Genomic DNA, 19,130 nt, shown 5'->3' with positions numbered 1-19,130 from the left:
TTGGTTGTGCGGGGACCTCCGTGGCTGTCGCAGCCATGCCCAGGCTGCTGGTGGTGCACAGTTATGAGCCGGACCAGATGACCGATCTGGAGCAGACAAGGGGATTGCTCTCCGGGCTTGCCCGGCAGGGGTATCTGGAGGGTGAATCCATTGATATCCAGCACTTCTACATGCAGACCAAGAAGGTCTTTATCTCTCCCGAGCAGATTGAGGAGCGCGGCCGCGAGGCCCTGGCCCTGATCCATGATCTCAAGCCGGACCTGGTTCTGACCATTGATGACAACGCCGCCCGGACCGTGATGCTCCCCCTGGTGGACAGTGATATCCCGGTGGTGTTTGCCGGCATGAACGGTCAGGTCGAGGACTATGACAAGATACGTCATTTCATGAACTCCCGGGCCCGGCCGGGCCATAATGTGACCGGGGTGCTGGAAAAACTCTACATCTCCAAGTCGGTCCGGGTGATGAAGGAGGTCCTGCCCGAGCTTGGCAAGATAGTGTTCATCGTCGACAACACGCCCACCGGCGAGGCCCTGCAGAAACAGGTGGAGCTTGCCCTCGGGACCGATAATGGCGGACTCCTCTACTCCATCTGGAAGGCGGACAACCTGGCCAGATACCGGCAGTTCATCCATAAAATCAACAACGATCCGGAAATCCAGGCCTATTATCCGCTGGTCACCCGGCTGGTCCGGGCCGACGGCAGTGTGGTTCCCCTGCCGGAGGTCACCCGCTGGACCCTGCGCAAGTGCCGCAAACCTGCCATGGCGTTCAGTTATTTCATGGCCCAGCAGGGGTATTTCGGCGGGGTGTCAGTGGATTTTCTGGCCATGGGCCGCCATACGGCCCGGAAAGTGGCCCAGATCCTGGATGGGACCCCGGCCGGGATGCTGCCGATTGAGGACTCCAGCGAGTATGCCATTGTCTTCAATGTGGCCCGGGCCCGGCAGCTGGGCATCACCATTCCGGTGGAGGTGCTCAGTGCCGCCGATGCGGTCTATGACTCCCTGGGGCTCCGGACGGAACTGGAGAATCCGACCATCTTTATCATTCAGAGCTATGAGAAGGGCACAGGGTGCGGTGCTGTCCTTGAGCGGGGACTGGTGGAGGCCTTGGCCTTGGCGGGGATGCATGTGGACAGGGATGTGACCGTCAAACGTTTTTTCATGGATACCCGCTACAGCCATACCACCCCGGACCTCGTTCATGCCCGCGGCCAGGCGGCCCTGCAGGAGATCAAGGCCACGGATCCGGATGTCGTCGTGGTCCTGGGGGACAATGCCATCGCCGAGGTGATGCTGCCGCTGGTCGGCACGGATTATCCGGTTCTGTTTGGCGGCATGAATATGGATATCCAGCGTTACAACAGTCGAAAACATTTCATGAACACGCTCCAGGAACCCGGTTTCAACGTCACCGGGGTAACCAGTGAGGTGTTTTTCGACAAGATCATGGAGATGGTCCATGTGATGCTGCCCGAGGCCAGAAAGATGGTGGCCATCATGCCCGATACCGAGCCGTGGCTGCGTGATCTGGGTGAGCGGATGCAGCGGCACGCCGAGTCCTGCGACAGCCAGTGCGAATTTCCGGGCTCCTTTCAGCTGGAGCAGGTATCCTCCCTGCAGGAGTTCCAGCGCCTGGTCCTGAAGTATTCCGCCGATCCGTCGGTGGATCTCCTGGCCGTGCCCACCCCGGTTGGGCTGCTGCGCGAGGACGGCACGGTCAACCCCCTGGCCGATACCCTGAGCTGGCTCTTTGCCAACCAGCACAAACCCGGCTTCACCTTTGCCGTGGACTGGGTGGCCTATGGCTATCTCATGGCTGTTGGTATGGATCTGAAGGGTTGTGGTCGGCAGCTGGGGCGCCAGCTGATCCGGGTACTTTCCGGTAGTGATCCCGGTGAAATCAGTATCGAGACGCCGGAAGAATACTATCTGGCTGTCAACCAGGCCCGGGCCCGGCAACTGGGCCTGCAGATTCCACTGGAATTTCTCGAGGCCGCCAGGAAGGTGTTTGTAACCATGACTCCAGGCCTTGCCAGGTAGGCGGATTATTCTTAATGACTGATACTCCGGCCAGACGACACCGCTTTCTCTATTCCCTGCGGACAAAGCTCCAGGTGATGACCCTGGTGGTGGTGCTGCTGCCCATGGTGGTGGTGACCGTTGCCGTGGTCCATGTTCTCAAGCAGCACCTGGACGAAGACATAGCCCGGCAGCTCTATTCCGACGTCTCCGCCGCTAGCCTGTTTTACCAGAAGGAGCTGGGCCGGGTACAGGATGCCGTTCATTCCATATCTCTGGACAACACCGTCAAGACAACCTTTTATCTCGGAATCAAGGGGCAGCTCAAGAAACATCTCGAAACCCTGGGCGCCCAGTACAATCTGGATTTTCTCCTCATCGTCACCCCCCTTGGCCGGTTGGCGGTCTCCCCCTATCCCGGCCGGGAAATGGGACATGATTTCTACGAGCATCCGGTCATCGCCGAGGCCGCTTTCATGAGCGACTATTCGGCCACCATGCTGGAGGAAAATGCCACTCTGCTTCATTTCCTGGAACTCAAGGGCAGAAATGTCGACAACATGCCGGTCCTGGTAATGGAAGCGGCCAGTCCCATCGTGGTGCGGGACAAGTTTGTCGGCATTGTCTTCGGCGGCCGGATGGTGAGTGGTAACGAGTCGTTCCTGGAGCAGGTCCGCACCGTGGCCGGCTGTGACCGGGTGGAGCTGATCGCCGGCAACCGGGTGGCCGGATCAAGCCTGGACCCCGACGGCCGCGCGGGAAGGTGGGGATTCCGTTTTCCCGAGCGCCTTGACTATGAGGTGGCGAGCGACGCGGTGTTCGGGACCCGGATTTTCTCTCCCCTGGACATGGAAGAACAGATCTATGCCTATCATCCGCTGGAGATGCCGGAAGAGTCCCTGGCCGCCCTGGTCTGTTTCCGCGATGTGTCCCATTTTCAGCCCCTGCTCACCAGGATGTGGCGCCTGATGATATCCATCTTCTTCGCCGCTCTGGTTCTGGCCCTGGTCCTGACTCTGGTTATGTCCCGTTTCATTGCCACGCCGCTCCATCGGCTGACCACCGCCATGCGCAACGTACGTAAGGGCGGAGTCTTCGAGCCGGTTCCCGTGCGCCGCGATGATGAGATCGGTGATTTGATATCGGGTTTCAACCGCATGGCCGGACGTCTTGAACAGCGGATCCAGGATCTGCACCACGAGGTTCTCTGCCGGAAGGAGGCGGAAAAAGAGCTGGCAGCGGAATCGGAACGGCTGCGGGTCACCCTGGAATCCATAGCCGACGGGGTCATCGCCACCGACACCGAGGGCAGGGTGGTCATCATGAACCGGGTGGCGGAACAGCTGACCGGCTGGGGCCGGGAGGAGGCCTCGGGTCGGCCGGTGAACGAGGTCTGTCCCGTGGTCGATGAACTGACCGGCCATGTTCTGGGTAACCCGGTGGCCCGTATCATGGAGACCGGCCAGCAGGCTCTGACCAGCGGTGATCTTGTCCTGCGCGCAAGCTCCGGTGAAGAGTTCCTGATTACCGAAAGCTGCGCGCCGCTGAAAGACAGGGAGGGTAACATTGTCGGCGCGGTGCTGGTTTTTCGTGACGTTACCCAGCGTCGGAGGATGGAAGAGGAGCTGACCAAGGCCCAGAAACTGGAATCCATCGGGGTGCTTGCCGGTGGTATTGCCCATGACTTCAACAACCTGTTGACGGCGATCCTTGGCAATATTTCCCTGGCCAAACTGGAGGTCGATCCAGGCGAGCAGCAGTACCGCAACCTGGAAGATGCCGAGCTGGCCAGCCTGCGGGCCAGGGACCTGACGCAGCAGCTCCTGACGTTCTCCCGCGGCGGCGCACCGGTGAAATGCAAACTGCACCTGGGCAAACTGATCGAGGAGGTGGCCGGTTTTATTCTGCGCGGCTCGCCGGTGCAGCCGGATCTGCACCTGGCCGACAATCTCTGGCCTGTCCATGCCGACGGCGGCCAGATCAACCAGGTGCTGTCCAATCTGCTGATCAACTCCATGCAGGCCATGCCCGACGGCGGCACGATTCGTATTTCGGCCTGTAATTACACGGTGGCGGAGGAGACCTCCCTGCCCCTGCGGGCGGGACGGTATGTGCAGATCACCGTTGAAGACCAAGGCATGGGCATCCCGCCCGAGCACCTGGACCGGATCTTTGATCCCTACTTCACCACCAAGGAGGCAGGCAACGGCCTGGGGCTTGCCATCTCGTACGCCATTGTCAATAAGCATGGCGGCTATATCCTGGTGGATTCCGTCCAGGGCAGCGGTACCATCTTCTATGTGTACCTGCCCGCCCGCCTGGAAGAGGACCGGATTTGCAGCGATGGGGACAGGCAGGGTAGTCCGGCGGAGGGCAGTGGCCGGATCCTGGTCATGGATGATGAGGATATGGTCCGTTCCGTGGTGCGCTCCATCCTCACGGCCCTGGGCTACAGTGTGGAATGCGTGGCAGATGGAGAGGAGGCGGTGCGGGTGTACCGGGAGGCCATGGAGAGTGGCAACCGGTTCGATGCTCTGCTGGTGGATCTGACCATTCCGGGAGGTATGGGTGGGGAAGAGACCATCCGCATCCTGCGGCAGATAGATCCGGAGGTAAAGGGCATCGTTTCCAGTGGCTACTCCAGTCACCCGATCATGTCCAGGTACAAGACCTACGGTTTTGCCGGGGTGGTGGTCAAGCCGTATCAGATGGGTGAGCTGGGCCGGGTTCTGCGGGAGGTGCTCAGCCGCGCATGAGCGCCAGCACCAGCCGGGTCAGCTCGACCATGTCCTCCAGGTCCACCTGTTCGTCGGTGGAGTGGACATGGGTCATGCCGGTGGCGACAATGGCGGTCTGCAGGCCGTAGCCGTTGAAGATATTGGCGTCGCTGCCGCCGCCGGCGGTCCTGAATTCCAGCTTGAGGCCGATGATGTCCGCTGCCCGGGAGATCCTTCTGATGACCGGGTCGTCCCTGTCAAGCCGCATGACCGGGAAATCCAGGGTGGTGCTGATATCCACCTGCGGTTTGCCGGTGGCGTACCCCTCCGGGTCCTGCCAGGAACCGATCACCTCGTAAAACGCTTTTTCCACTTCCGTGGTCAGCCGGTCCAGCTTGTCCTGGGCATGGCTGCGGACTTCCCCTTCTATGCAGACCTCCTCCGGGACAATGTTGGAGGCGGTTCCGCCACGGATGGTGCCGAAATTGACCGTTGACTCCCGGTCAATCCGGCCGCAGGGAGCCTTGGCCAGAGCATTGGCCGCCAGGATGATGGCGTTGATTCCCATTTCCGGGTGCAGCCCGGCATGGGCGGCCACTCCCCGAAGCCTGATCCGGAGACGGTTCGCGGCCGGAGCGCCGATGATAACCCGGCCAAAACCGCTGGAATCCAGGGCATATCCCATCCTGGCTCTGATATTGTCCGGGTTCAGGGCCTTGGCTCCCAGAAGGCCGATCTCCTCGCAGGTGGTGAAGACCAGCTCCAGCGGGCCAACGGGCAGGTTGTGCTCGCGGACGGTTTCCACGGCCTCGATCAGGGCCGCGATGCCCGATTTGTCGTCGCTGCCGAGAATGGTTTTCCCCTCGCTCCTGAAGATATTCCCCTGACGCACGACCTTGACCCCGGTGCCGGGTTCGACCGTATCCATGTGGCAGTTGAAAAAAATCGGTTCCTGGTCCGTCTCTCCCCTGAAGCGGACAAACAGGTTGCCGCACTCCGAACCGGTAACGGCTCCAGAGTCGTCTTCAAAGATTTCATCGGCTCCGAGGCGGGTGAATATGTCGCGGAGCAGGGCGGCCATCCGGCCTTCCCGGCGGGAGGGACTGTCGGTTTCACAGAGGGTTACAAAGGTGTTGGCCAGTCGCTGGCGGTTGATGCTGGCAGGCATGGTAATCAGGTATCCTTATGGCTGAGCAGGACCACGGCCTGGGCGGCGATGCCTTCCCTCCGGCCGGTGAAGCCCATTTTTTCCGTGGTGGTGGCTTTGATGTTGATGGCATCGCAGTGACAGGCCGTCTGCAGGTTGTTGAGCATTTGGTCAAGAAAAGGGGCCAGCCTGGGCTGCTGGCAGATGATGGTGAGATCAGCATTGACCAGGACCATCTGCCGCGCCTCGAGCAGGCTCATGACCTGCTCCAGGAGTTTGAGGCTGCTGATGTTCCGGAACCGCTTGTCACTGTCGGGAAAATGGCGGCCTATATCGCCCTCTCCCAGGGCCCCGAGGAGGGCATCCATCAGGGCGTGGATCAGGACATCGGCATCGGAATGGCCCAGGAGGCCCAGCGGATGGGGTATATCCACTCCGCCAAGGATAAGTTTTCTTCCTTCCACCAGCCGGTGGGCGTCAAATCCGCTGCCGATACGCATTGTTTTCTCCTGGTCCCGGTCAGCTCGCCGGTTTTTTTGCTTCCCACTCTCTCCAAGCAGAGAGGAGGCCAGGGTCAGGTCGCCGGGCCGGGTCAGTTTGATATTCTGTTCGTCTCCGGCCACAACATAAACCGGTATGTTGCCATGTTCAAGTAACGAGGCCTCGTCGGTGCCGGTGAAGCCGTCCTCCGCGGCCTGCCGGAAGGCCTGTTCGAGCAGTTCCCGGCGCATGGCCTGGGGGGTCTGGGCCAGCCAGACCCGGCTCCGGTCAATGGTTGTGATGATCCGGCCACTCTCCGGATCAACCTCCTTGAGGGTATCCTTGGCCGGAACTGCGGCGATCACTGCCCCGTGGCTGGCAACTCCGGTCAGGCAGCGGCCGATGACCCGGTCGCTGACCAGTGGCCTGGCCCCGTCGTGAACGAGGACGGTGTCGATTTGTGGTGGCAGGGCGGCAAGGCCGTGGGAGACCGATTTCTGCCTGGAGGCCCCGCCCCTGGTCAGTATGAGCTTTGCCGGCAGCGGACTGGCAAGATATCTGGTGAACAGTTCCAGGCTCTGCTGGTAATGGGAAGGGGGAAGGGCGACCACCACGGCGGAGATGGCCGGGTGATCCAGGAAAATTCTGATGGTGCGGATCAGGACCGGCGCCCCGGCCAGCTCAAGAAACTGCTTGGGCCGGTCCGCTCCCATCCGGGTGCCGAACCCGGCGGCCGGAATGATGGCCCCGGCCCGGGCCGATGTTTCTCTCTTTCCGGTACCTGCGGTACTCATGGCGATGGCGAATAAAAAAGAGGTGAAAAAAAGAGTGCAGGACAAGCTCGGCCGCGCAGACCTCATTTATCCTGCACTCAAAAAAATGTGATTACCACTGAAATTCAGCCTTCGATGGATGAAGGTGTCGGCCTCACTTGTTGCACGGGTGTCTGTGGCCTGGATGGCCACAGTCAAGCCCCCAGGGACGGGTTCATGGCGTCCCGTGAAACAAGTGAGACCGACACCGGTTTCAATGCTGAAGATTGATGGTAATCAGAAAAAAAAATCGGGACGGGCTGTAAGCCGAATTCTGTCTCCGCCGAGGCGGAGCATGATCATTTCTCTGGGATACCGGTCGCCCGGCATCTCGTGCAACCTACCCGGAAGCCTTGGACGGGCCGCCCTCAAACGCTTCCCTATTTGGTCTTGCACCCGGTGGGGTTTACCCTGCCTTCCGTGTCGCCACGAAAGCGGTGAGCTCTTACCTCGCCATTTCAACCTTACCTGTGCCCGCGGTGGCGGGCCATCGGCGGTGTGTTTTCTGTGGCACTTTCCTCCGGTTACCCGAAGTTCGCGTTACGAACCACCGTGCCCTGTGGTGTTCGGACTTTCCTCTCTGGATCTCAGGTGAAATCCAGAGCGATCATGCGCCCGTCCCAAACTGTATAGCCGTATTTATTATGGTGCTGGTCCGGAATATTGTCAAGGCCGGGTCAGGCGCCTTGAAGCTGCCGGTGGTTGTCGATGCCCTGGTTGGCCAACTCGTCGGCCCTCCGGTTCTGCGCCCTTGGCACATGGTGCACCTTCCAGCCCTCAAAGGAGCGGAGCAGCTGGCGAACTTCTGTAAAGAGCGGTTTGAGGGCCGCGCTCTTGACCTGGTAGCGCCCCTGGAGCTGGCGGACAATGAGTTCGGAGTCCATAAAGATCTCCACCCTGCAACATCCCTCGTCCCTGGCTGCCTGCAGACCTATGAGCAGGGCCCGGTACTCGGCCACGTTGTTGGTGCAGGTGCCCAGGTACACTGCCCTGGTGGTCAGCTCACGGTCGCTGTCGTCAAGCAGGACAATGCCGGCCCCGGCCCGGCCGGGATTGCCCCGGGAGGCACCGTCGGTATAGAGCCGGCAGGTGCCCGGGGTGCGGTGGCGTTCCGGGGGAGGCTCTGTTTCCAGAGCCGGAAAGGAGTTGGAAGGCTGCACCGCATCCGCGGACCGCTTCTTCTGTTCTTCTGCCAGGCCAATCAACGCCGCCCGGACCGCCTCGGCCCGGTAGTCGGGAAAGAGGGCGGAAAGGGTGGTGTCAGATAGCCTGGCGGCCAGAGTCTGCAGCAGTTCTTCGTTTCCCGGTCGGTTACGCATCCGCGGTCTCGCTCTCTTCTTCCTGGAAGTAGAGGATCCGGTGGCAGGTGGGGCAGATGCTCATCTTGTCGCCCTTGCGGACCTCGTTGAACTGCTGGGGTGGAATGGCCATGAAGCATCCCTGACAGACGCCATCCCGGGTGGCGACCACAGCCATGCCGTGCCGTTTGCTGAGCAGCAGGTTGTAGCGCTTGAGCAGAGAAGGGCTCAGCTCGGCGGCCAGTTTTTCCCGTTTTTTGGCCACGCTTTTCTTGCGGGTGGTGATTTTCTTGACCGCATTGTTGACCTTGGTGGTTTCCTCGGCCAGCAGTTCCTCTTCACCCTTGCACAGATTTTCCAGTTCGGCGGCCTGGTTTTCCAGCTGTTCGGCCTGTTCCATGATCAAGGTCAGCTGTTCCTGGCTTTCCTTGATCAGCCGCTTGGCGTCCTCGATTTCCTTGAGCAGGGCCTGGTGTTCGCGGCTGGTCTGGACCTGCATCATCTTGTTCTGCCGGTCCTTGATCCTGGCGGCGGCATCCTCGTGTTCCGCCTTGACTTCCCGCTGCCGCTGCTCCAGGGCACTGACCTTTTCCCGGCACTGGTTTATCTGCTCCTGCTTGTCGGCAATACTCTGCTGCCGGTCGGTGATTTCCTGCTGTTTTTCGCTGATCTGCTTGTCAAATCCGGCGATTTCAGTGTCAATTTCCTGCAGGGCAATGAGTTTGCTGATTTCTTCGTTCAATGGTGTACTCCTTATGCAACACGGTTTCAGGCCGGCAAAAACCGCCGGCAGTTAAAATATTCGTGCAAGCGGACTGCGCTGGGCTGCCGTATGCAGGGGCAGTTCCAGGCCGGCCGCCTCAAGTTCCTTTGTAAGCGCCTGGTGGAGCGATGCGATGACGATCTGTTCTGTTGCAAAATGTCCGCCGTCCACCAGCCAGAGTCCGGCCTCCTCGGCCCAGCGGGCCGTGGCGTGCTTGAGCTCCGAGCTGACAAAGACATCGGCCCCCAGGTCCAGAGTTTTTCCGGCATAGTCAAAGCATGAGCCGCCGCAGACCGCCACCCTGCGGATAGTCTCGGGTCGCGGGCCGGCCTCGAGCAACCAGGGTGGCTCAATGGCCTCCCTGAGGCGGCCGATGAAATCATCGGGAGTCAGGGGGACCGGGTATTCCCCGATCCGACCGAGGCCACAGGAATCGGCCGCGCTTTCACTGGACGTGGGGTCAAGGGGTCGTGTTTTTTCAAGACCAAGTCTTCGGGCCAGGATATCGCTGACTCCGCCGCTGGCGGCATCGAGATTGGTGTGACAGCCTATGACGCATATGTTGTGACGGATGGCTGTGCTGATGAGCCGGCCGCCTGGCTGTTCGGTACGAATGGATTTGGTCGGGTGGAAGATCAGGGGGTGGTGGGTGATGAGCAGGTCGGCATGGAGTCGCGTGGCTTGGTCCAGCACCTGGGAGGTGGGATCGAGGGCCAGCATGATACCATGCACCGGTTGTCCGGGATCACCGATCAGGAGACCGACATTGTCCCATGACTGGGCCAGCTCTGCCGGGGCTATACGCTCTAGAATGTCAAGAATATGCTGGACGGTTGCCGTCATGGTAGCGATTGTGGCTGTGGCGCAGGAATGATGCCAAAGAAAAAGAGGCACATCCTCCGGGGATGTACCTCTTCATCTCGAGCTTGGTGTTGCTGTAGTCTGTTTCTGAAAAAACAGATTGTCGAAAGCTGATGATTTTGTTCAAGATCCTGCGTAGTGTTATGCATGGTGGGTACCCCGCCATGCCGTATTGTCCGTGGTGGGCCTACCTGGACTCGAACCAGGGACCGACCGGTTATGAGCCGGTGGCTCTAGCCAGCTGAGCTATAGGCCCATCTCTGATAGAGAAACAGATAATATTACCAGGATCCGGGCAGGGGTCAATATCTTTTTTCAGGTGTGCAGAAAAAAATATTTTCTGTTGTCCTGGTCCTGTGGTAGTCTTGGTCTTTGAATTTCCAGCTCTCCAGGCCGCGTGCCGAGTCCGGCCCCCGGACGCTCCGGCTGCCACGGTGGGGTGCTCCCCGCCTGCAGGGATGGCGTTTTCCGTCCTTTCGCGACGATCTTTGTGAAATATGCGGGTTAAGAGAGCGGGACATCTGGTCCCTATCGTATATAACTCCTTGTCAGCAGTGGTTCCGGGATGATCTATAATAATCTTATCTATTTTCTGGTGGTCATCTTTGTCTTTTCCACCGACACCGCTCCCAAGGAGCCTCTGCTGGCGCCCGCCTACGGAACCATGGTCCTGGGTGGCCTGCTGGTCCTCTTTTCGCAGATAGCAGGCCGGCTGTATCGGCGGGCCCGTTTCGGCTCGGCCTCGGCCTATTTTTCCGCCGAAAGGCGGCTTTCCATCCTGGCGGTTCTGTTCTTCCTGGTCGCCGTCTATGTGGTTGATCTTAAGTATTACCTCCGTTTTCTTTCCCTGGGCGGCCGGCTGCCGGTCCTGGAGAACCTGGGCGGGCTGGCGGTTTTCTTCGTTTTCCTGTCCCTGATGTGGCTTAAGGCCCGACCCGCTTACGAGGCCGTATTTCAGCGACGCTATACCCCGGCCGGGTTCGTGGTATCCAATATCAAGGCCAATCTGCCCATTGTTCTGCCCTGGCTGGTTCTGTCTCTGGTCTTTGATCTGCTCTCGTCCCTGCCCCTGCCCCGTTTTCAGCAGGTCCTGACCTCACCCTGGGGCGACCTGATTCTTTTTACGGCCTTTGTCGTTTTCCTGGCCGTCTTCTTTCCGCCTCTGGTCCGCTGGCTGTGGAACTGCCGGCCCATGCCGGATTCCCCCCTGCGCCGGGAGATAGAACGGTTCTGTCGGCAGCAGGATTTCAAGGCGGAAATCCTCTACTGGCCGCTGTTCGAAGGCCAGGTCCTGACCGCCGGGATCATGGGTATCGTTCCCCGTTTCCGCTATCTACTGGTAACCCCGGCTCTGCTGGCCGCCCTGGATCCGGAAGAGCTGGAATCGGTGCTGGCCCACGAGATAGGTCATGTCAAGCGGATGCACCTGGTGCTCTATATCTATCTTTTCCTCGGGTTCAGCCTCCTGGCCGGCGCCCTTGCCCGGGTGCTGCCCTACCTGGTCCTGGGTTGGGACTTTTTCTACTTGACGGTGGAGCGGCTGCATGTCTCGCCCGACACCCTGCTGGCCCTGTTCAGCGGCGGGCTGATCCTTCTGCTGATGATCGTCTATTTCCGTTTCATCTTTGGCTTTTTTATCCGCAACTTTGAACGGCAGGCCGATCTGTACGTGTTCCGGGCCCAGGGTACCAGTTGGCCTCTTATCCGTTCCTTTGAAAAGATAGCCACCCTGTCGGGCAATATCCGCGATGAAAAATCGTGGCACCATTTCGGCATCGGCGAACGGATCGATTTTCTCCAGCGCTGCGAACAGGACCGCTCTCTCATCCATCGCCATGACCGCAAGGTCTGGCTTGGGATGGCGGCCTATACCCTGATCGTGCTCAGCTGCGTGGTGGCTGTGCGGCAGGTGGATCTGGACAAACTGGCCGCCGGTAACGAGACAAGGTACATGGAGGCCGTGCTGGAGCAGAAACTTCGGCAGGAACCGAAAAACTCGGTCTGGCTCCTGCTCCTTGGCGATCTGATGCAGGAAAAGAAGATGGAACGCAAGGCCATCAACGCCTATGAGCGGGCCCTGAAACTCGATCCGCTCAATGGTGACGTGGCCAACAACCTGGCCTGGCTGCTGCTCACGGCCAGTGATCCCGCACTCCGCGATCCAATCCGCGCCCTGACCCTGGCCCGGACCGCCGCCACTCTCAAGCAGCAGGGGTACATTTTAGACACCCTGGCTACGGCCTACTGGGCCAACAACCTGAAGGAAGAGGCCATCCTGACCGAACTCAAGGCCCTGAAACTGGATCCGGAAAACCGGCGTTATTACCTGGCCCAGATACGCAAATTCAAGGAATCGACCTGGGATCGGCAGGATTTCTGACCCCCTTTTTTTCGAGAGGGAAAATCCCTCATTTGGTGTTTGACTAAATGTGAGCCACAATATATAGTGGCGAAACGCAACATTGCCGGTACGCTTCAAGGGAAGCGTGGCAGTCTGGCTACGAGCCGGACGACAGGGAATCCGGTGCAAATCCGGAACTGTCCCGCAGCGGTAAGTGGAAACGACCACCGTCTCCCGGCAACGGGAAAAGCACTGTCCCCTCCGGGGATGGGAAGCGACGGTCAGTAGGAAGAGAACCATGTTCCCCTGTCCACAAGTCCGAAGACCTGCCGGCAACATGTCCCGCACTTGACCCTTCGAGGAAAGGAGAGAGGTATGTCCGTGTCTGTTCAGGCCGCGTCCGCGGCAGAGTCTGCTCTTTTCACCACCATTCGTAAACGTGATGGCCGGTTGGTCCCCTTTGTGGTGGACAAGATCACCGATGCGATCCTGAAGGCGGGCCGCGCCACCGGTGAATTTGGCCGGGTGGAGGCCCGGCGGCTGACCATCCGGGTCCTCAGCCTGGCCCAGGCCATGCTGTCCGATGAGACCCTTGAGGTGGAGACCATTCAGGACCTGGTGGAAGAGGTGCTGCTGGCCTCGCCGTACAAGAAAACAGCCAAGGCCTATATTCTCTACCGGGATCAGCACGCCCGGATACGGGAGATGGTCCAGAAGGCGGACGTGGAGCTGATCGAGAGCTACCTGGAACGGCTCGACTGGCAGGTGGAGGAAAACTCCAACATGGCCTATTCCCTCCAGGGCCTCAACAACTATATCGCCAGCGAAGTAAGCAAGGTCTACTGGCTCAGCAAGATATACACCCCCGAGGTCCGCCGGGCCCACCAGCAGGGAGACCTGCACATCCATGACCTGGGCCAGCTTTCGGTATACTGCGTGGGCTGGGACCTCCAGGACCTGCTCCGGGTGGGATTCCGCGGCGCCTCGGGCAAGGCCGAATCAGCTCCGGCCCGTCACCTGCGCACCGCGCTTGGCCAGATCGTCAACTTTTTCTATACTCTCCAGGGCGAGGCCGCCGGGGCCCAGGCCTTTTCCTCCTTTGATACCCTGCTGGCGCCCTTTATCCGCCACGACCGACTCGAGTACCGGGAGGTGAAGCAGGCACTGCAGGAGTTTATCTTCAACCTGAACGTCCCGACCCGGGTCGGATTCCAGACCCCCTTTACCAACCTGACCCTGGATCTGCAGGTGCCGCATGCCCTGGCCTCCCAGCCGGTGATCATCGGCGGTGAGCAGCAGGACACGGTTTATGGCGACTACCAGGCAGAGATGGGGCTTTTCAACCGGGCCTTTCTCGAGGTGCTCTCCGAAGGCGATGCCCGGGGCCGGGTGTTCACTTTTCCCATTCCCACCTACAACATCACCGATGATTTCAACTGGGATGACCCGGACCTGGAACCCCTGTGGGAGGTGACAGCCCGCTATGGGATCCCCTATTTCGCCAATTTCGTCAACTCGGATCTCTCCCCGGACGACGCCCGGTCCATGTGCTGCCGCCTGCGGCTTGATACCCGGCAGCTGGAGAAACGGGGCGGTGGACTTTTCGGTGCCAATCCCCTCACGGGTTCCATCGGCGTGGTCACCATCAATATGGGGGCCCTGGGGTACCAGGCCACGGACGAGGCTGATTTCTTCTCCCGTCTCGACCAGCTCATGGAGACAGCCCGTACCAGCCTTGAGACCAAACGCAAGGTTCTTGAGCAGTTCACCGATAAAGGGCTCTATCCCTATACCCGTTACTATCTGCGCCACGTGCGGGAACGGTTCGGTTCCTTCTGGAACAACCATTTTTCCACCATCGGTCTCATCGGTATGAACGAGGCCTGCCTCAACTTTCTCGGCCAGACCATCGGAGAAAGGGCGGGCCAGCGGTTCGCCATCCGCGTGCTGGATCACATGCGGGCCAGGCTGCAGCAGTTCCAGGAGGAAACCGGGAACCACTACAACCTGGAGGCCACTCCGGCCGAGGGGACCGGTTTCCGGCTGGCCCGGCTCGATGCGCACCGGTTTCCGGAGATGCGCTGTACCCTGCGCACCAGCAGTGACGGCCAGGTGCCCATCTATTCCAATTCCACCCAGCTGCCGGTCAACTTCAGTGACGATATCTTCGAAATCCTCGACCTGCAGGATCCGCTCCAGTCCCGCTATACCGGCGGCACGGTTCAGCATGTCTTCCTCGGGGAATCGGAGGTCGATCCCGGGGCGGTAAAGGCCTTCGTCAAAAAGGTCTGCAGCTCCTACCGGTTGCCTTATTTTACTATCACCCCGTCGTTTTCCATCTGTCCGGACCACGGTTATCTGCGGGGCGAACAGCAGAAGTGCCCCCGGTGCGGTGCCCGTACCGAGATCTATTCCCGGGTGGTCGGCTACCTGCGGCCGGTGGACCAGTGGAACAGTGGCAAGCGTGACGAGTTCCCCTGCGCAGCCGCTACCGGGTGGCCGGGGCCGGCCGGAGGTAGCCCGGCATGCGTTTTGGCGGCCTGCAGCGGTTTTCCCTCTGCGATTATCCGGGCAAGATGGCGGCTGTGGTCTTTACCCAGGGTTGCAACTTCCGCTGCCCCTTCTGTCACAACGGTGCTCTGTTGCCGTCAAGGAACCCGGAGCAGGAGATCGGCGAGGCGGATATCCTTGCCTTTCTCCACAAGCGGCGCGGGCTGCTTGAAGGGGTGGTTATCACCGGCGGCGAGCCCACCCTGCACCCGGATCTGGCCGATTTCTGTCGTACGGTGCGGGATATGGGTTTCCTGGTCAAGCTCGACACCAACGGTTCCAGGCCCAGGGCCCTCGAGTATCTGCTGGCGGATAACCTGGTGGATTTCATTGCCATGGATGTCAAGGCCACACCGGAGCGGTACCATATCCTGGCCGGAGTTCCGGTGGAGCCGGCCCGTATCATGAGCTCCATCGGCATCATCTCCCGGGCCGGTATCCCGGCCATGTTCCGAACCACCTGGGTGGACGGGCTCCATCGGCCCGAGGAGCGGGAACTGATCCCGGCCATGCTGCCTCCGTCCATGCAGCATGTCTTCCAGCCGTTCCGGCCGGAAAATGCCCTGCGCCCGGATCTCTGTGGCTCCTTTTCCACCAACAGTTGAACCACCAGTACTCTCTTTCCAGAATCCACAGTCATGGACCCCAAGACAAGACATCTGCTCCGTAACCTGCATCGCTGGTTCGGCCTGTTTCTGGCCGGACTGGTTGTTTTTTACTGCCTCACCGGCCTGCTCCTGAACCACCGGAAAAGTTTTGGCTATTTTATCGACAGGCACCGCAGCGTAACCCGGGTGGAAAAGTCGGATACCGCCATGATGCGCGAGTTTATCGACTTCTACAAGAACCAGATCGGGCGGAGCGATGATCCCACGGTCATCCGCATCCGCGGCGCCTCCACCATCGAATTTCTCTACGGTTCCCATGGCAGGACCACCTATATCATTGATCCGGCCCGGGGGACGATGGAGCAAATCGACAAAACTCCGCGCCAACCCTGGAATTATCTCAACAGATTGCACAAAGTCTTCAAGACCTCCACCGCCTGGCTGGTGGTGGCCGATTTCGCCTGTGTCACCATTCTCCTGGTGACCCTGACCGGGCTCTTTATCCTGCGCTATCGTCCCCTGGACTGGCTGCTGGTGATCGGGGGCGCGCTGCTGCTGGCCGCGGGTGTTTTTCTGGCCTGAGCGACCGGTGCCGGTGGTGCCGGCTGACGGAACCTGAGAAAGAACGTGGCGCCCCGGCGGTGTTTGCTGGTATCATGTCCACACATCCCTGCCCGTTGGGGCCTGGCCGGGGCGAACCACTCTGGAAAGAGTGTGTGTGGCTGGTCGCGTGGTCCCGCAGGCAGGGAATAAATCAAGGAACCTCTGTCCATCAGGCCCGGCAGCCCCCATCCTGCGCCGGGTCCAGCCGGGATCGACCTGTTTTCCATGTACCATCTTGTCGCCATCAACTGCCGCTATTCCCATTCCTGCCTGGCGCTTTTTTATATCCGCAACGAGCTTGCAACCTTTCTTCCCGGATGCCGGGTACGGATCAGCCAGTTTTCCCTGGGTGACCCCTATTACCAGACCCTGCTCACTTTGGCCGGTTCCGGAGCGGACGCCATCTTTTTTTCCGTCTATGTCTGGAACCATGGCTATGTCCGGCGGCTTATCCATGACCTGGCCCGTATACGGCCCGAGCTGCCGGTGGTCATCGGTGGTCCCCAGGCGCCTGTGCTCACCGGGCTGCCGCCCACCTGCACCCTGGTCCGGGGCGAGATAGAGGGGGTGGGCGGGCAATTTTTCAGGGATCTCCAGGCCCGCCGGCTCAAGGCCGAATACCGGGCCGGGGTCAGCCAGCGTTTTGCGTCCCCGTACGAGGCGAACGATTTTCAAGGCGAGCTCCGTCACCGCCAGATCTACTATGAGTCGTCCAGGGGCTGCCCTTTTTTCTGTTCCTACTGTCTGTCCTCCATCTCCAGGGGGGTGCGCCATAAACCACTGGACCAGGTTAAGTCCGAATTGGATTCGATCCTGGAACACGAACCCCCGATCATCAAGTTTGTCGACCGGACCTTCAATGACGACCCCGGCCGTGCCCTGGCCATCTGGGCGCATCTGGTCTCCCGGCCTGGCTCCACCAGGTGTCATTTCGAGATCGCCCCGGACCGGTTCACCGGCGAGATGCATACCTTTCTCCGCACCGTGCCCCCGAACCGTTTCCAGTTCGAAATCGGGATCCAGAGTCTCCATCCACCGACCCTGGCTGCAGTCAACCGCCGGATGGACCAGGAAGCGGCCCTGGACAACATCAGGGAACTGGTGGCGCTCAACACCATCCACATCCATGTGGATCTGATCCTCGGCCTGCCCCACGAGGACCAGGCGACCTTTTACCAGGGGTTCAACCGTCTCTTCCGGGTTCGCCCCCATCATATCCAGATGGGCTTGCTCAAGGTACTGCCGGGCACGGAGATGGCCGCCCGGGCGCCGGAGTTTGGCCTGGTGTTCTGCCAGGAACCGCCCTACGAGATCCTGGCCACCCGCTGGCTGGACCATGAAACCCTCCGGGAGCTCTATTTTTTCTGTGAACTGGTGGAGGCCTTCCACAACAACCGCTATTTTCCCTCCCTGTGGAACTACCTGGCCCGGACCGGCGAGGACGCGGCCCGCTTTTTCACTTCCCTGCTCGCCCTGGCCCGGAAACGGGATTTTTTCAGCCGGGCCCGGACCCAGAAGGCCATGAGCCGGCTGCTCTTCGAGCTGGTTTCGGCCAGGGAGGACGGGCCGTTACTCAGGGAGCTGCTTCGCTACGACTGGCTGCGTTGCGGTTTCCGCTACCTGCCGTCCCACCTCCGGAGTCCTTCTTTTACAACCCTGCGCCGGGAGCTGCGTCTCCGGTTGCCGCAGAACCTGGAAGGGATCTACAGTCACCGGGAACGGGATGAATTTCTGAAGAAATGCCAGTTCGAATATTTTTCCGGCCCGGCCCTGGCTGAGCTCGGCCTGCAGGATGATGGTTCCGGCGGCGTGGTCGCGTTCCTGCCCGAAGAAAGTGGCGGGGTATTCAACCATTGCCGGGTGCTGGTGCTGCCCGGCTGAGGTTTTTGCCCCTGGATCCCGGCTGGAATTTCCATGCATATGTCCGGGGAGTGGTATAAGATATTGGCCAGTGTGCATGCTGTCACACCGCAATTTTTTTGCGGGCCGGGAAGTGGTCATTGACTGGAATCATGGTACAGAAGAAACCCGAAACTCCTCTTATCCGTCCACCCAGTGAGTGGCGTAGCCTGCTGGTCCGGGTGACCAGGGGATGTCGCTGGAACCGGTGCCGTTTCTGCGGTATTTATCCGGCTCTGGGTGAACCCGGATTTTCCCGCCGGAGTGCGGCGGAGATCAAGGAGGATATCGATCTGCTCCTGGCCCGCCATCCCCGGGCCCGGACCGCGTTTTTCGGCGATGGTGATCCGCTGGAGGCCGGGCTGGAAGTTTTTGTCGAGGTTGCCCGCTACCTGCGTTCCCGGTTGCCGGTGGAGCGGCTTACCTGTTATGCCAGGGCCTCGACCCTGCACAGGCTTGGCCGGGAAGGGGTGCAGGTTCTTGCCCGGGCCGGGCTCAACCGGGTGCACATGGGCCTTGAATCCGGCGATCCGGAAACTCTGCGGTTCCACCGCAAGGGGCAGTCGCCGGAGATGGTGCAGCGGGTGACCACCTGGCTCCGGGACGCCGGGATCCAGGTCTCCTGGTATGTCCTGCTCGGCCTTGGCGGTCGCGATCACTGGCAGCGACATATCAGGCGCACCGCCTGGCTTATCAATACAAGCAGGCCGGATTTTGTCCGCCTGCGTCGCCTGTGGCTCTACCGGGAAGCCGGCGGTCCCCCATGTCCCCTGTGGGAACAGGTCAGGGATGGCTCCTTTGTCGAGCAGACTCCGGAGGGGACGGTGCTCGAGCTCAAGCTGCTGCTCGAACTCCTTGAGCCTCTGGACACCTTTTTTGTCTGCGATCATGCCAACAACTATATCAATGTCAGTGGCTCGCTCCAGGAGGACCGGGAGGAGATGCTGGCCGAGTTGCACGCTTTCCTTGCCCTGCCTGAAGAAGAACGGTGGCAACATTACCGCAGTGTCGGTTCGCGGATCTGACA

12 protein-coding genes, 1 tRNA gene, 1 other RNA gene, 1 pseudogene and 1 riboswitch are annotated in these 19,130 nt (G+C 60.3%); of the genes and pseudogenes, 8 read left to right on the top strand and 7 right to left on the bottom strand.

The features are described 5' to 3' along the window. Window positions 1-20 precede the first annotated feature (20 nt). Entirely contained in the window at window positions 21-2,045 is a 2,025-nt protein-coding gene (locus GF1_RS13080; protein WP_267926993.1) for an ABC transporter substrate-binding protein, read from the top strand. Between the two features lie 14 nt (window positions 2,046-2,059). Then, entirely contained in the window at window positions 2,060-4,780 is a 2,721-nt protein-coding gene (locus tag GF1_RS13075) for an ATP-binding protein (protein ID WP_267926992.1), read from the top strand. On the opposite strand, the gene GF1_RS13070 is transcribed toward GF1_RS13075, so the two are convergent. The 7 genes from GF1_RS13070 to GF1_RS13040 all read right to left on the bottom strand — a co-directional run bounded on the left by GF1_RS13070 (window position 4,767) and on the right by GF1_RS13040 (window position 10,358). Next, a complete protein-coding gene (locus GF1_RS13070) occupies window positions 4,767-5,909 on the bottom strand; it encodes a M20/M25/M40 family metallo-hydrolase (RefSeq protein ID WP_267926991.1) in 1,143 nt (380 codons plus the stop codon). The genes GF1_RS13075 and GF1_RS13070 overlap by 14 nt on opposite strands. A 5-nt stretch (window positions 5,910-5,914) precedes the next feature. Further along, the gene (ispD, locus tag GF1_RS13065; protein ID WP_267926990.1) at window positions 5,915-7,162 is read right to left on the bottom strand and encodes a 2-C-methyl-D-erythritol 4-phosphate cytidylyltransferase; all 1,248 of its coding nucleotides are present in this window, start codon (window positions 7,160-7,162) and stop codon (window positions 5,915-5,917) included. A 265-nt stretch (window positions 7,163-7,427) separates the two neighbouring features. Then, window positions 7,428-7,803: RNase P RNA component class A (gene rnpB, locus GF1_RS13060), an RNA gene on the bottom strand. A 54-nt stretch (window positions 7,804-7,857) separates the two neighbouring features. Beyond that, window positions 7,858-8,499, bottom strand: a complete 642-nt coding sequence (locus GF1_RS13055) for a ribonuclease HI family protein (protein WP_267926989.1) — start codon at window positions 8,497-8,499, stop codon at window positions 7,858-7,860. Continuing rightward, complete coding sequence (locus tag GF1_RS13050) at window positions 8,492-9,220, bottom strand: zinc ribbon domain-containing protein (protein ID WP_267926988.1); 729 nt, start codon at window positions 9,218-9,220, stop codon at window positions 8,492-8,494. The genes GF1_RS13055 and GF1_RS13050 overlap by 8 nt, the downstream gene beginning before the upstream one ends. A 51-nt stretch (window positions 9,221-9,271) precedes the next feature. Further along, entirely contained in the window at window positions 9,272-10,084 is an 813-nt protein-coding gene (locus GF1_RS13045; protein ID WP_267926987.1) for a Nif3-like dinuclear metal center hexameric protein, read from the bottom strand. Between the two features lie 197 nt (window positions 10,085-10,281). Further along, window positions 10,282-10,358: transfer RNA gene (locus tag GF1_RS13040), tRNA-Ile, on the bottom strand. A 309-nt stretch (window positions 10,359-10,667) separates the two neighbouring features. On the opposite strand from GF1_RS13040, the gene GF1_RS13035 reads away from it, so the two are divergent. From GF1_RS13035 to GF1_RS13010, 6 genes and pseudogenes are all read left to right on the top strand, one after another. Beyond that, on the top strand, window positions 10,668-12,482 hold the full coding sequence (locus GF1_RS13035; RefSeq protein WP_267926986.1) for a M48 family metallopeptidase: 1,815 nt from the start codon (window positions 10,668-10,670) through the stop codon (window positions 12,480-12,482). 71 nt (window positions 12,483-12,553) lie between these two features. Further along, a riboswitch (cobalamin riboswitch) is annotated at window positions 12,554-12,791 on the top strand. Window positions 12,792-12,818: 27 nt separating this feature from the next. After that, window positions 12,819-14,918, top strand: a pseudogene (locus GF1_RS13030) (ribonucleoside triphosphate reductase); the annotation flags it as partial. A gap of 50 nt (window positions 14,919-14,968) precedes the next feature. Then, window positions 14,969-15,598, top strand: a complete 630-nt coding sequence (locus GF1_RS13025; RefSeq protein ID WP_326491556.1) for an anaerobic ribonucleoside-triphosphate reductase activating protein — start codon at window positions 14,969-14,971, stop codon at window positions 15,596-15,598. Window positions 15,599-15,631: 33 nt separating this feature from the next. Beyond that, the gene (locus tag GF1_RS13020; RefSeq protein WP_267926984.1) at window positions 15,632-16,183 is read left to right on the top strand and encodes a PepSY-associated TM helix domain-containing protein; all 552 of its coding nucleotides are present in this window, start codon (window positions 15,632-15,634) and stop codon (window positions 16,181-16,183) included. 246 nt (window positions 16,184-16,429) lie between these two features. Next, complete coding sequence (locus GF1_RS13015) at window positions 16,430-18,085, top strand: B12-binding domain-containing radical SAM protein (protein WP_267926983.1); 1,656 nt, start codon at window positions 16,430-16,432, stop codon at window positions 18,083-18,085. Between the two features lie 131 nt (window positions 18,086-18,216). Beyond that, window positions 18,217-19,128, top strand: a complete 912-nt coding sequence (locus tag GF1_RS13010; protein ID WP_267926982.1) for a radical SAM protein — start codon at window positions 18,217-18,219, stop codon at window positions 19,126-19,128. Window positions 19,129-19,130: the final 2 nt, after the last annotated feature.

The organism is Desulfolithobacter dissulfuricans (genome assembly GCF_025998535.1).
GTDB classification, from domain to species: Bacteria; Desulfobacterota; Desulfobulbia; order Desulfobulbales; family Desulfobulbaceae; genus Desulfolithobacter; species Desulfolithobacter dissulfuricans.
The sequence above is the reverse complement of the archived record's forward strand: the minus strand, read 5'-3'. Positions and strand labels throughout refer to the sequence as shown.

Bases quoted from the DNA above. Each gene is read 5' to 3' on its own strand.
- GF1_RS13075 (WP_267926992.1), top strand. From the start codon at position 2,060: ATGACTGATACTCCGGCCAGACGACACCGCTTTCTCTATTCCCTGCGG.
- GF1_RS13070 (WP_267926991.1), bottom strand. From the start codon at position 5,909: ATGCCTGCCAGCATCAACCGCCAGCGACTGGCCAACACCTTTGTAACC.
- ispD (WP_267926990.1), bottom strand. From the start codon at position 7,162: ATGAGTACCGCAGGTACCGGAAAGAGAGAAACATCGGCCCGGGCCGGG.
- GF1_RS13055 (WP_267926989.1), bottom strand. From the start codon at position 8,499: ATGCGTAACCGACCGGGAAACGAAGAACTGCTGCAGACTCTGGCCGCC.
- GF1_RS13045 (WP_267926987.1), bottom strand. From the start codon at position 10,084: ATGACGGCAACCGTCCAGCATATTCTTGACATTCTAGAGCGTATAGCC.
- GF1_RS13035 (WP_267926986.1), top strand. From the start codon at position 10,668: ATGATCTATAATAATCTTATCTATTTTCTGGTGGTCATCTTTGTCTTT.
- GF1_RS13025 (WP_326491556.1), top strand. From the start codon at position 14,969: ATGCGTTTTGGCGGCCTGCAGCGGTTTTCCCTCTGCGATTATCCGGGC.
- GF1_RS13020 (WP_267926984.1), top strand. From the start codon at position 15,632: ATGGACCCCAAGACAAGACATCTGCTCCGTAACCTGCATCGCTGGTTC.
- GF1_RS13015 (WP_267926983.1), top strand. From the start codon at position 16,430: ATGTACCATCTTGTCGCCATCAACTGCCGCTATTCCCATTCCTGCCTG.
- GF1_RS13010 (WP_267926982.1), top strand. From the start codon at position 18,217: ATGGTACAGAAGAAACCCGAAACTCCTCTTATCCGTCCACCCAGTGAG.